At 60.9% G+C, this 13,378-nt stretch carries 9 protein-coding genes; 4 read left to right on the top strand and 5 right to left on the bottom strand.

The window, feature by feature from the left end; all coding sequences use genetic code 11:
• Window positions 1-665 precede the first annotated feature (665 nt).
• Window positions 666-1,928 (bottom strand): NADH:flavin oxidoreductase/NADH oxidase family protein, encoded by a 1,263-nt coding sequence (locus tag WBR57_RS16110; protein WP_424084673.1) that lies wholly within the window; start codon window positions 1,926-1,928, stop codon window positions 666-668.
• A 72-nt stretch (window positions 1,929-2,000) separates the two neighbouring features.
• Here WBR57_RS16110 and WBR57_RS16105 point away from each other — a divergent pair, with 72 nt between their 5' ends.
• Window positions 2,001-2,405 (top strand): MerR family transcriptional regulator, encoded by a 405-nt coding sequence (locus tag WBR57_RS16105; RefSeq protein ID WP_424084672.1) that lies wholly within the window; start codon window positions 2,001-2,003, stop codon window positions 2,403-2,405.
• Window positions 2,406-2,536: 131 nt separating this feature from the next.
• Here the strand turns inward: WBR57_RS16105 and WBR57_RS16100 are convergent, their stop codons facing one another.
• The 4 genes from WBR57_RS16100 to metH form a co-directional block, all read right to left on the bottom strand.
• The gene (locus tag WBR57_RS16100) at window positions 2,537-3,031 is read right to left on the bottom strand and encodes a DUF934 domain-containing protein (RefSeq protein ID WP_043050275.1); all 495 of its coding nucleotides are present in this window, start codon (window positions 3,029-3,031) and stop codon (window positions 2,537-2,539) included.
• Window positions 3,015-4,673 (bottom strand): nitrite/sulfite reductase, encoded by a 1,659-nt coding sequence (locus tag WBR57_RS16095; protein WP_424084671.1) that lies wholly within the window; start codon window positions 4,671-4,673, stop codon window positions 3,015-3,017. The genes WBR57_RS16100 and WBR57_RS16095 overlap by 17 nt, the downstream gene beginning before the upstream one ends.
• A gap of 382 nt (window positions 4,674-5,055) precedes the next feature.
• A complete protein-coding gene (locus tag WBR57_RS16090; RefSeq protein ID WP_424084670.1) occupies window positions 5,056-5,271 on the bottom strand; it encodes a DUF2970 domain-containing protein in 216 nt (71 codons plus the stop codon).
• Window positions 5,272-5,323: 52 nt separating this feature from the next.
• Window positions 5,324-9,034, bottom strand: coding sequence for a methionine synthase (gene metH / locus WBR57_RS16085; protein ID WP_424084669.1), 3,711 nt, complete (start codon window positions 9,032-9,034; stop codon window positions 5,324-5,326).
• Between the two features lie 166 nt (window positions 9,035-9,200).
• Between metH and WBR57_RS16080 the strand changes: the two genes are divergently transcribed.
• The 3 genes from WBR57_RS16080 (at window position 9,201) to nfuA (ending at window position 13,213) form a co-directional block, all read left to right on the top strand.
• Complete coding sequence (locus tag WBR57_RS16080; RefSeq protein WP_424084668.1) at window positions 9,201-11,483, top strand: fatty acid cis/trans isomerase; 2,283 nt, start codon at window positions 9,201-9,203, stop codon at window positions 11,481-11,483.
• 63 nt (window positions 11,484-11,546) lie between these two features.
• A complete protein-coding gene (locus tag WBR57_RS16075) occupies window positions 11,547-12,569 on the top strand; it encodes an acyltransferase family protein (RefSeq protein ID WP_424084667.1) in 1,023 nt (340 codons plus the stop codon).
• A gap of 59 nt (window positions 12,570-12,628) precedes the next feature.
• Window positions 12,629-13,213, top strand: a complete 585-nt coding sequence (gene nfuA / locus WBR57_RS16070; RefSeq protein ID WP_017136914.1) for a Fe-S biogenesis protein NfuA — start codon at window positions 12,629-12,631, stop codon at window positions 13,211-13,213.
• Window positions 13,214-13,378: the final 165 nt, after the last annotated feature.

The following is a 13,378-nucleotide window of genomic DNA, read 5'->3' as shown; positions in this document are numbered from 1 at the left end:
AGAAGTCGATGGCCTGGTGGTGACTGACCAGCTCCAGTTCGAGTTTGAACGGCTGGGACAGGCCCTCTTGAAGGGTGAACGAGACCACTTCGAAGGGATCGCCCCGCAGCGGTTCGAAGGTGTAGCGAAGGTCGCTTTGACGGGGCATGGGGCTTCCTTGTATGTCTGGGGGAGGGCGTTAGAACGCGAGTATTCCGTCCAGTGACGCGAGCACTTCCTGAGTAATGGCATTCAACCGGATCGAGTAGGTCGTATAGGCAGCCGTCAGCACGACGGCGGCGACAATGGCCAAGCGCGTTTGATCCGGTAATCGGCTGTGAGGACCAAGCCAATCAGGGGCGTTGCCGCCTCACACAGGGGGGTCCATGTGAGGCCGCGCATATCGAATTCAGGGTCAGGAATCAATAATGGCGAGGAGGGTCGGCCTGGCGATTCGGTGCGGTGTGACGTGGGTGTTCTGGACTCAGGTGCCAGTAAGAGCGTGGCAACGAGTTGTGGGGAGGCATTGTTTTTTTGTAGTTCCGACATGGGGGAAACCTGTTCTAAAAGTGTCGCTATTAGAAACGTCGGGCTTTTGTTTTGTCATGTCGGACAGGTTCGCTTCATTTCGTGGCTCTCGGATGTAAGAAATAACCTTCCTACATCCTGCCTGATTAATTCTATGACTAGGCCTGTTGGTCAAGCGGAAGGCTTTGGATTGCTGACTGAGCGGTCATGGCTGCGCGGTATTGCCGGGTGCGCCGGGCGATAAACCATTGGTCACGCACCAGCGCCACCCAGGGCGCAACCTTGGGTTTTGGCCGATGGCCGCGACTCAAGCGGCGCATCTGGTAGCGCACCACGGCCAGGGTGGCGAGGGCGGCCAACGGCTTGCGCTGCCAGTTGATGGGCTGGAGCTGCGGGTTGAGCTCGCGGCCCTCGCGCCAGTGCTTGATCAGTTGTGGTTCCAGGGTCAGCGCAGTGGCGATGCCGGCCATGGCGACGCCACTGTCGAGTATCTGCTGCACAATCGGCAGGCGGCGAATGCCACCGGTAACCATCACCGGCATGCTGGCGATGGCCGCCACTTCGCTGGCGAACGCCAGGAAATACGCTTCGCGGGCCAGGGTGCGGCCGTCGCGCACGTCGCCTTGCATGGCCGGTGACTCGTAGCTGCCGCCCGACAACTCCAGCAGATCGATGGGCAGCGGGTTGAGCATCTGGATCACAGCGCGTGCATCGGCCTCTTCAAAGCCACCGCGCTGGAAATCCGCCGAGTTGAGCTTTACCGCCACACAAAAGGACGGGCTGACGCTGGCACGCACGGCGTGGATCACTTCCAGCAGCAGGCGCGCGCGGTTTTCCAGCGAGCCACCCCAGCGGTCGGTGCGCAGGTTGCTCAGCGGCGAGAGAAATTGGCTGAGCAGGTAGCCATGCGCGCCGTGGATCTGCACCCCGGTGAACCCGGCTTTCTCGGCCAGGCGTGCGCTGGTGGCGAAGCGCTGGATCACCTCCTGGATCTGCTCTTCGGTCATGGCCCTGGGTTTGGCAAACATCTTCGAAAAACCGCCCAGGTCGAGGGCCACGGCGGACGGCGCGAATGCTTGCTGGCCGAGGTTGGCCATGGTCTGGCGACCTGGGTGGCTCAGCTGTACCCAGAAGTGCACGCCTTTGGCGCGGGCCACATCGGCCCATTCGCGAAAGCTGTCCAGGTGCTGCTCGTCTTCCAGGGCCACGCCGCCGGGGCCTGTCATGGCGTGACGGTCGATCATCACGTTGCCGGTCAGCAGCAGGCCGGGTTCGCCGTCGGCCCAGGCCTTGTACAACTGCTTCAATTCGCGCGACGGCGCCTGTTGGGCGTCCGCCATATTTTCTTCCATCGCGGCCTTGGCGATACGGTTGGCAAGCACCTGGCCATTGGGCAGTTGCAAGGATTGAAAGGGTGACATGGATTGACTCCTGAACGGGGGAGGCCTCAGGCTAAGCTTAAAGTTAACTTTAATGTCAAGCAGGGCAAGGCGATGAATATTGGTGAACTGGCGAAAGAGAGCGGGCTGGCGGCGTCGCGTATCCGCTTTTACGAGGCCGAAGGGCTGATCAGCCAGGTGGGGCGCCAGGCCAATGGCTATCGGCGCTATGCGCCCGAAGCCTTGCAGACCCTGCGCTTGATCCAGATCGCGCAACAGGCCGGGTTTACCTTGCAGGAACTCAAGGCATTGATGCCGGCGCCTGGCGAACACAAGCGTGAGGAGTTGATCGAAGCGCTGGAGCGCAAAGTGGTGCAGATCGAAGGGATGCAGGCGCAACTGGCGCACAGCAAGGCGCAGTTGCTGGGTGTGATCGAGGCGGTGCGCGCGCAGCCCGAGGGCGTGCCGTGCTCCATGGGGCAGAAGCAGCTGCTGGCGTCGATTAACGCCAGCGCTTGAGAAAGCGCCGATGTGCAAGGCGAAGCAGATCCAAATGTGAGAGGGGGCTTGCCCCCGATTGCGGTACATCAGTCACCTAAATATTGACTGAGGCGCCGTGATCGGGGGCAAGCCCCCTCCCACATTTTTAGTTAACGACGACGGAACAGCGGCAGCGGCTCGTCAGTGGCAGCCTGATAGGTCACCGAAAAATCCTTGAGGCTTTCCAGCGCTTCGTACGGGTCTTTGTCGGCGCGCAAGGCGAAGGCGTCAAACCCGCAGCGACGCAGGTAGAACAGCTGGTCGCGCAACACATCGCCAATCGCTCGCAACTCGCCCTTGTAACCATAACGGTCACGCAGCAGGCGCGCGTTGGAGTAGTTGCGGCCGTCGGTGAACGCCGGGAAGTTCAACGCGATAACCTGGAAATGCTCCACGTCATCGCCGATTTCCTCGGCCTCTTCGTCGGCGTCCAGCCACACACCCAGGCCGCCGTCTCGGGCCTTGAGGGCGTGGCCGTGCTCGCGCCAAAGGGCCAATGGCACGATCAGGTCGTCGCAGTTGGAAATGCCATCGAAGCTCGCGTCCTTGGGCAGCAGGTGCCAGGTTTCGTCGACGACTTCGTTGTTCTTAATGATTCGCTGCATAGACGCGCTCCTTGAACAGGTCAATGCCGATGCGCTGGTAGGTGTCGATGAAACGCTCATCTTCGGTGCGCTGTTCGATGTACACATCGATCAGCTTGCCGATCACCTCGGGCATGGCTTCCTGGGCGAAGGACGGGCCGAGGATCTTGCCCAGGCTCGCATCGCGGCTGGCGCTGCCACCCAGGGACACTTGGTAGAATTCTTCGCCTTTCTTGTCCACGCCCAGGATGCCGATGTGGCCGACGTGGTGGTGGCCACAGGCGTTCATGCAACCGGAAATGTTCAGGTCCAGCTCGCCGATGTCGAACAGGTAATCCAGGTCGTCGAAACGGCGCTGGATCGATTCGGCAATCGGGATCGACTTGGCGTTGGCCAGGGAGCAGAAATCGCCGCCCGGGCAGCAGATGATGTCGGTCAGCAGGCCGATATTCGGCGTGGCGAAACCGCCTTCGCGCAGCTCGCCCCACAGGGTGAACAGTTGGCTTTGCTCAACGTCCGCGAGGATGATGTTCTGCTCGTGGGAAGTGCGCAGTTGGCCAAAGCTGTAGCGGTCGGCCAGGTCGGCGACGGCGTCCAGCTGTTTGTCGGTGATATCGCCTGGCGCAACGCCGGTGGGTTTCAGCGACAGGGTCACGGCCACGTAGCCCGGCTTTTTGTGGGCCAGGGTGTTGCGGCTGCGCCAGCGGGCGAAACCCGGGTGCTCCTGGTCGAGGGCTGCGAACTCGGCGTCCTGGTTGCTCAGGGCCTTGTACTCAGGGTCGACGAAGTGCTTGGCCACACGGTGCACTTCGGCTTCGGTCAGGGTGGTCTGGCCGCCGCGCAGGTGTTCCATTTCAGCGTCGACTTTCTGTGCGAACACTTCAGGCGTCAGCGCCTTGACCAGGATCTTGATCCGGGCCTTGTACTTGTTGTCACGACGGCCATAGCGGTTGTAGACCCGCAGGATCGCGTCGAGGTAGCTCAACAGGTCCTGCCACGGCAGGAACTCGTTGATAAACGCGCCAACCACCGGGGTACGGCCCAGGCCGCCACCCACCAGTACGCGGAAGCCCAGCTCGCCCGCCGCGTTGTACACCGGCTCCAGGCCGATATCGTGCACTTCGATGGCTGCACGGTCCGAGGTCGAGCCATTGACGGCGATCTTGAACTTGCGCGGCAGGTAGGCGAACTCAGGGTGGAAGGTGGTCCACTGACGGATGATTTCACACCAGGGGCGTGGGTCGATCAACTCGTCGGCGGCAACCCCTGCGAATTGGTCGGTGGTCACGTTGCGCAGGCAGTTACCGCTGGTCTGAATGGCGTGCATCTGCACGGTCGCCAGTTCTTCCAGGATATCCGGCACATCTTCCAGCGCCGGCCAGTTGAACTGCACGTTCTGGCGGGTACTGATGTGGGCATAGCCTTTGTCGAAGTCGCGGGCAATCTTGGCCATCATGCGCGTCTGGCGCGAGGTCAGTTGGCCGTAAGGCACGGCCACCCGCAGCATCGGCGCAAAGCGCTGAACATAAAGGCCATTTTGCAGGCGCAGAGGGCGGAACTCTTCTTCGCTCAGTTCACCTGCTAAGTAGCGTCGGGTCTGATCACGGAACTGCTTGACGCGGTCCTCGATGATGCGCTGATCGTATTCGTCGTATACGTACATATAGGTCCTGTTCTCGGCAAATCTGCGCGCACGGCCGCGCACTCCCAACGGAGCCGGCGCACGATACCAGTTTGCGTTTATGCGCAAAAGTGATGTTTGAGTATATGCAAAGAACCAAATCGACTAATGAGATTGATTATCTGGATAACCACATTTGTCATGCGGGCAATCATCAACTTTACTGTGAGCGTGTTTGAGTGCAATCACCTATAAAACCGACAAGAGGCGATGCGATGAGTAACTCGACAAAAACCCGTAAACCCGACAGTACCGTGGACGCCTGGGCGATTTTATTCTTGATAATTCTGGTGGTGGGAACTGCCGTGTTCTGGGTCAGCCATCAGTAGGCAGCGGGCGCCCTGAAGCCCGGTGAGGATTGGGTTTACACCCCGGCCAAGTGCAACACCAGTTGCACGATGCCGAATAACGTCAGCGCGAATACCGCGGTAAACACAATGCCCAGGATCACAAAGTGACTGGGCTTGCCGTGGGTGAAGTCGCGCGCGCGATTCTTGCCGCTTTGCACGCCAAAGGCGGCGGCCATCACGCTGTGGAGCATCTGCCAGAACGTCGGCGGCTTGTTGGCTGGATCGTCCATACATTCCTCGACACAAGGTGTGTGAGAGACAGCATAGACAATCCGCCAGGCCTCAGTTGTCGTAGCCCAGGTTCGGTGCCAGCCAGCGCTCGGTGACGGCCAGGTCCTGGCCTTTGCGCGCGGTGTAGCTCGCCACCTGATCCTTGTCGACCTTGCCCACGGCAAAGTACTGCGCCTGTGGGTGGGCGAAGTACCAGCCGCTGACGGCTGCCGCGGGGAACATCGCGTAGTGTTCGGTGAGAAACACACCGCTGCGCCCGGCGTGCATCTCGCGTGCCTCAGGGTCCAGAAACTGGAACAGCTGGGCCTTCTCGGTGTGGTCCGGGCAGGCCGGGTAGCCGGGGGCAGGGCGGATACCGCTGTACTGCTCCTTGATCAGCGCCTCGTTGTCCAGTTGCTCGTCCTTGGCATAACCCCAGTGCTCTTTACGCACCTGCTGGTGCAGCCACTCGGCGCAGGCTTCGGCCAGGCGGTCGGCGAGGGCCTTGACCATGATCGAGTTGTAGTCGTCGCCGGCGTCCTGGTAGGCCTTGGCGACTTCTTCGGCGCCGATGCCGGCGGTGGTGATGAAACCACCGATGTAGTCCGTCACGCCGCTGTCCTTGGGCGCGACAAAGTCGGCCAGGGAGAAGTTCGGCTTGCCGTCGGTCTTGATGATCTGCTGGCGCAAGTGATGCAGCCTGGCAATTGGCTGGCCGTCGTCGCCGTAGACTTCGAGGTCATCGTCCTGCACCTGGTTGGTCGGCCAGAAACCAAACACGGCGCGGGCGCTGATGAGCTTCTCGTCGATCAGCTTCTTGAGCATTTCCTGGGCATCGGCGTACAGCGCGGTGGCGGCTTCGCCTACGACTTCATCGGTAAGGATGCGCGGGAATTTGCCGGCCAGGTCCCAGGAAATAAAGAACGGAGTCCAGTCGATGTACTCGGCCAGCACCTTGAGGTCGATATTGTCCAGCACCTTGGCGCCGGTAAACGTCGGGACCACCGGGGTGTAGCTGCTCCAGTCGAACTGCGGCTTCTTGGCGATGGCCGCCGGGTAGCTCAGGCGCTCGGTACGCGCGCTGCGGTTCGAGGTGCGCTCGCGCACGTCGATGTATTCCAGGCGGGTTTTTTCCACGAACGCCGGCTTCAATTCCTTCGACAGCAGCTGCGTGGCCACGCCCACCGCGCGCGAGGCGTCGGTCACGTAGATCACCGCGTCATTGCTGTACTTGGGCTCGATCTTCACCGCCGTGTGCGCCTTGGAGGTGGTCGCGCCGCCGATCATCAGCGGCAGGTGGAAGTCCTGGCGCTGCATCTCGCGGGCCACGTGGACCATTTCGTCCAGCGACGGCGTGATCAGGCCGGACAGCCCGATAATGTCGCACTTCTGCTCCTTGGCCACTTGCAGGATTTTTTCCGCCGGCACCATCACGCCCAGGTCGACGATGTCATAGCCGTTGCAACCGAGCACCACGCCGACAATGTTCTTGCCGATGTCGTGCACGTCGCCTTTCACCGTGGCCATCAGGATCTTGCCCTTGGCTTCGGGCTTGTCGCCTTTTTCCAGTTCGATGAACGGGATCAAGTGGGCCACGGCCTGCTTCATCACGCGAGCGGATTTGACCACCTGGGGCAGGAACATTTTGCCGGCGCCGAACAGGTCGCCGACGATGTTCATGCCGGACATCAACGGGCCCTCGATCACTTCGATCGGGCGCGCGAAGGACTGCCGGGATTCCTCGGTGTCTTCGACGATGTGGGTGGTGATGCCCTTGACCAGCGCGTGTTCCAGGCGCTTGTTGACGTCCCAGCCGCGCCATTCTTCGGTCTCGGCTTCTTTTACGCTGCCGTCGCCCTTGTACTTGTCGGCGATGGCGAGGAGGGCGTCGGTGCCCTCCGGGGTGCGGTTGAGCACCACATCTTCCACCGCGTCGCGCAGCTCGGCGGGGATCTGGTCGTAGATCTCCAGTTGGCCGGCGTTGACGATACCCATGCTCAGGCCGTTGCGGATCGCGTAGAGCAGGAACACCGAGTGAATCGCCTCGCGCACCGGGTTATTGCCGCGGAACGAGAACGACACGTTGGACACGCCGCCGGAGGTCAACGCGTACGGCAGCTCGTCGCGGATGTAGGCGCAGGCATTGATGAAGTCGACGGCATAGTTGTTGTGTTCTTCGATACCGGTGGCGACCGCGAAGATGTTCGGGTCGAAGATGATGTCTTCCGGCGGGAAGCCGACTTCATTCACCAGGATGTCGTAGGAGCGTTTGCAGATCTCTTTTTTGCGCGCTTCGGTGTCGGCCTGGCCGGCTTCGTCGAAGGCCATCACCACCACGGCGGCACCATAACGCTTGCATAGCTTGGCGTGGTGAATGAACTGCTCGACGCCTTCCTTCATGCTGATGGAGTTGACGATGCCCTTGCCCTGGATGCACTTCAGGCCGGCCTCGATCACTTCCCACTTGGAGGAGTCGATCATGATCGGCACGCGGGAAATGTCCGGCTCGCCGGCAATCAGGTTGAGGAAGGTCACCATGGCCTTCTTCGAATCGAGCATGCCCTCGTCCATGTTGATGTCGATCACCTGGGCGCCGGCTTCGACCTGTTGCAGGGCGACTTCCAGGGCTTCGGTGTAGTTGTCTTCACGGATCAGGCGGGCAAAACGTGCGGAGCCGGTGATGTTGGTGCGCTCGCCGACGTTGACGAACAACGAGCTGCGATCAATCGTGAACGGCTCCAGGCCCGACAGGCGGCAGGCCTTGGGAATGTCCGGGATCGGGCGCGGCGCGTAACCGGCCACGGCCTTGGCGATGGCTTCGATATGGCCCGGCGTGGTGCCGCAGCAGCCGCCGACGATATTCAGGAAGCCGCTCTGGGCAAACTCTTCGATGACTTTGGCGGTTTCCGACGGCAGTTCGTCGTACTCGCCGAATTCGTTGGGCAGGCCGGCGTTCGGGTGCGCGGAAACGTGGGTGTTGGCCTTGTTCGACAGCTCTTCCAGGTACGGGCGCAGCTCGCTGGCGCCCAGCGCGCAGTTCAGGCCGACGGACAGCGGTTTGGCGTGGCTGACCGAGTTCCAGAACGCTTCGGTGGTCTGGCCCGACAAGGTACGGCCGGAGGCGTCGGTGATGGTGCCGGAAATCATGATCGGCAGTTCGACGTTCAATGCCTCGAACACACCTTGCACGGCGAAGATCGCGGCCTTGGCGTTGAGGGTGTCGAAGATGGTTTCGATCAGGATCAGGTCGGCACCGCCCTCGATCAGGCCTTGGGTGGCTTCGGTGTAGTTTTCCACCAGCTCATCAAAGGTCACGTTGCGGTAGCCAGGGTTGTTCACATCCGGGGACAGCGAGCAGGTGCGGCTGGTCGGGCCGAGCACGCCGGCGACGAAACGCGGCTTGGCCGGGTTCTCGACGGTCTTGGCGTCGGCGATCTTGCGCGCCAGGCGTGCGCCTTCTACGTTGAGTTCGTAGGCGAGTTCTTCCATGCCGTAATCGGCCATGGAGATACGCGTGGCGTTGAAAGTGTTGGTTTCAAGGATGTCGGCGCCGGCGTCCAGGTAGGCCTTTTCGATGCCGCCGATCACGTCCGGGCGGGTGATCACCAGCAGGTCGTTGTTGCCCTTGACGTCACTCGGCCAGTCGGCGAAGCGTTTGCCACGGTAATCCTGTTCCTCAAGCTTATAGCTCTGGATCATCGTGCCCATGCCGCCGTCGAGGATTAGGATGCGTTCCTTGAGGGCTTGGTGGAGGGCTTGCAGACGAGCGCTACGATCGGGCATGGGACTACTCTAGGTCAGGCATCACGGAGGGCGTGGATCATAGCAAACCTGTGCGCTTTTGGAGCATGCCAGGGTTTTGCATGAATATCGTTCATGTTGATGGCGCGTCGACATCGGTACACTCGTCGGCAATTTTTAGCGCACGCATTGAATCGGGACCGGATACATGTCACTTCGTCTTATCGTCAGCGCCGTCCTGGCATTGATAGCCAGCACCGCTCTGGCGCAAGGTTCCCTCTCATACACCCGTGACATCCAGCCGATCTTTACCGAGAAATGCGTGGCCTGCCATGCCTGCTACGACTCGGCCTGCCAGCTCAACCTGGGCAGTGCCGAAGGTGCCGCACGCGGTGCCACAAAAGTCCCGGTGTACGACGGCGAACGCAGCCAGGCCACGCCCACCACCCGTTTGTTCTATGACGCGTCCGGCAAGCAGGCCTGGCAGCAGAAAGGCTTCTATTCGGTGCTGGACGCCCAGGGCAGCCAGGCAGCCTTGATGGCGCGCATGCTCGAATTGGGTCACAACGCGCCGCTGCAGCCGAATGCCAAGTTGCCCGACGAGATCGTGCTGGGCCTGAACCGCACCAATATGTGCGCGACGCCCGGCGAGTTCAACGCCTACGCCGGCGCGCATCCCAGGGAAGGCATGCCGCTGGCGGTCACCGGCCTGACCGACCAGCAATACCAGACCCTGCAACGTTGGCTGGCCTCCGGTGCGCCGATTGACGAGCAGGGCCTGGCACCGAGCGCCCAGGAAGCCTTGCAGGTGCAGCAGTGGGAAAACCTGTTCAATCAGCCTGGCGCCCGCGAAAGCCTGGTGGCGCGCTGGTTGTTCGAGCATTTGTTCCTCGCGCACATCTATTTCGAGCATGGCGAGCCGGGGCATTTCTTCCAATGGGTGCGCTCGCGCACGCCGAGCGGCCAGCCGATCGACCTGATCGCCACGCGCCGCCCCAACGATGACCCCGGCACCCAGGTGTACTACCGCCTGTGGCCGGTGCAGGGGGTGATCGTGCATAAAACCCACATCACTTACCCGTTCAGTGCGGCAAAAATGGCGCGGATCAAAGAGCTGTTCTACGCAGGGAACTGGCAGGTCAACGCCTTGCCGGGCTATGGCCCAGGGCGCCGCGCCAACCCGTTCGAGACCTTCGAGGCCATCCCGGCCAAGGCGCGCTACCAGTTCATGCTGGATAACGCCGAATACTTCGTGCGCACTTTTATTCGAGGGCCGGTGTGCCGTGGGCAGATCGCCACTGACGTGATCCGCGATAACTTCTGGACGCTGTTCCAGGACCCGGATCACGACCTGTACATCACCGATGCGCGTTATCGCGGCCAGGCCACGCCGCTGCTGGCGATGCCAGGGCAAATTGATGACGTGGGCAGTGTGCTCAGTCTGTGGCTCAAATACCGCGACAAACGTAACGAATACGAGGCCTTGCGCCGTGACAGCTACGCCGATCTGCCGCCGCCGAGCTGGTCGAGCCTGTGGGCCGGGAATGACAACGCCTTGCTCAGCATCTTCCGCCACTTCGACAGCGCCTCGGTGACCAAGGGCCTGATCGGCGAAGTGCCGCAGACCATGTGGCTGTTTGACTACCCGCTGCTGGAACGCACCTATTACCAGTTGGCGGTGAACTTCGACGTGTTCGGCAACGTCTCGCACCAAGCCCAGACGCGCCTGTATTTCGACTTGATCCGCAACGGTGCGGAGCAGAATTTCCTGCGCCTGATGCCGGCCGATAGCCGCGAGGAGGCTATGGATGACTGGTATCAGAACAGCGGCAAAATCAAGCTGTGGCTGGACTATGAGGCCATTGATGACGACACGCCCACCGGCTTGCACCTGGATGAAAAGGACCCCAAACGCGACTTCGCCAACCAGTTGCTCAGCCGCTACGGCAAGCTGAACGCCAGCCCGGACCCGATCAACCGCTGCGCCGGCGCCTATTGCTCGCGCGATGGCATTGACCCGGCGTTGCAGCAGGCTGAGCAGGCCTTGAGCCGCCTGACGTCGCGGCCGGCGGCGGGGCTCAAGGTGATTGACCAGTTGCCCGAAGCCACGATGCTGCGCATCGAAACCGCCAGTGGTAAACGGGAAATCTACAGCCTGCTGCGTAATCGGGCGCACAGTAATGTGGCGTTTCTGCTCGGCGAGGCTTATCGCTATCAACCGGGCCTGGACACGCTGACGATCTATCCTGGGGTGCTCAGTAGCTATCCGAACTTCATGTTCAACATTCCGGCCGAGGAAGTGCCCGAGTTCGTGGCTGAAATGGAGCGCGCCAAGGATGCCAAGCGCTTTGAGAAGATTGTCGACCGCTGGGGCGTGCGCCGCAGCCATCCGTTGTTCTGGCAGTACTTTCATGACCTGTCGCAGTACATCCGCGAAACCACGCCGGTCGAAGAGGGCGTGCTGGACATGAACCGCTACGAGAATCTTTGATCGACCTTTGCTCGTTCGCCATGGTCCCAGCTTCAGGTAGTTAAGCTGGGAAGGTGGCAAACGATGTTGATCTCGGTACAGGCACTGCGTGCGCTGGCGGCCTGGACGGTGGTGGGACACCACTTCATGCAGATTTTCTTCGGCTTCAAGGCGGACACCGCCCTGGGTCGGCTGTTTGTCGAAAAAGGCGCGGCGGGTGTGGACGTGTTTTTCGTGATCAGCGGGCTGGTGATTTTCTTGTCTACCCAGGACAAGGACCTGCCGCCGTGGCGCTTTCTGCTGTATCGCTTGCTGCGCATCGTACCGGCTTATTGGTTCTACACCTTGCTGATGGCGTTGCTGGTGGTGGTCGCCCGGCCGATGTTGCCGGACCAGAGTGTGGATGCCGCCCATGTGCTGATGTCGCTGTTGTTTATCCCTTCCGAGAACCCCGGTGGTTATGGGGTTTACCCGACGCTCAACGTCGGCTGGACGCTGAACTACGAAATGTTGTTCTACCTGCTGTTCGCCTGGGCGTTGCTGTTTCGTCGGCAATGGCGGCTGCTGGTGGTTGCAGCGTTGTTGTTTGCAGTGTGCGAGGCCTGGACTTCATTTGGCTGGATCAGCACGTTTTATCGCTCGGATATCGTGGTCGAGTTCCTGATGGGGATCGGCATCGGCATGCTCTACCGCAAGGGCTGGATTCGCCCCGGCCTGTGGCTGCCGCTGCTGGGTATCGCCGCTGCGCTGTTGGCAATCTACCATTGGCCGGCCTCGCCGCGCGCCCTGACCTGGGGCCTGCCCAGCGCCGTGCTGGTGGTGGGCTGCATGGCGCTGGAGCGGTTCTTTGAAGGCAACCGCCTGCTCAAGGTGCTGGGAGACTGCTCGTATTCGGTGTATTTGCTGCATGTGCTGGTGCTGTCGGCCGGTGGTTATGTCGCCCAGCGCTATGGCTTGAACCCTTACGCCGTGCTCGCTGTGTGCGTGGTCACCATCGGGCTGGGCGCCCTCGGCAGTTACCAATGGCTGGAAAAGGGCAGTTACCGTCTGCTCAAAGGCTGGTTCGATGGCGACCAACGGTTGAATTTATCCCGACAAAAATACTAGGACTTTGTACCTCTGTAATGATTTGGCGTAAACTGCCGGCAAGCCTGTGAGGAGTTTCCATGACTGCCATAACCATTACCGACGCCGCCCACGATTACCTGGCTGACCTGCTGTCCAAGCAGAACACCCCGGGAATCGGCATCCGCGTGTTTATCACCCAGCCCGGCACCCAATACGCCGAGACTTGCATTGCCTACTGCAAGCCTGGGGAAGAGAAGCCTGAAGACACCGCCCTGGGGCTGAAAAGCTTCACCGCGTATATCGACAACTTCAGCGAAGCCTTCCTCGATGACGCCGTAGTCGACTACGCCACCGACCGTATGGGCGGCCAGTTGACCATCAAGGCGCCAAACGCCAAGGTGCCGAATGTCAACGCTGACAGCCCGGTCAACGAGCGCATCAACTACTACCTGCAAACCGAGATCAACCCTGGGCTGGCCAGCCACGGCGGCCAGGTCAGCCTGATCGACGTGGTGGAAGACGGCATCGCCGTATTGAAATTCGGCGGCGGCTGCCAGGGCTGCGGCCAAGCGGACGTGACCCTGCGTGAAGGCATCGAGCGCACGTTGCTGGAGCGTATTCCAGAGCTCAAGGGCGTACGCGACGTGACTGACCACACGCAGAAAGAAAACGCCTACTACTGAGTAAGGCGTTCACTGCGAACAAAAAAACGGCGCCCCGTGAGCGCCGTTTTTTTATCTTAAAAATCATGTGGTTGAGCGATCTATCTAACAAGTAAGATTAACTGTGGGAGCGGGCTTGCTCGCGAAAGCGGTATATCAGTCAGCGCATCGATAACTGACCCACCG

This window comes from Pseudomonas sp. (genome assembly GCF_049590575.1).
Lineage (GTDB): Bacteria > Pseudomonadota > Gammaproteobacteria > Pseudomonadales > Pseudomonadaceae > Aquipseudomonas.
This window is presented reverse-complemented; position numbering and strand designations above follow the sequence as displayed.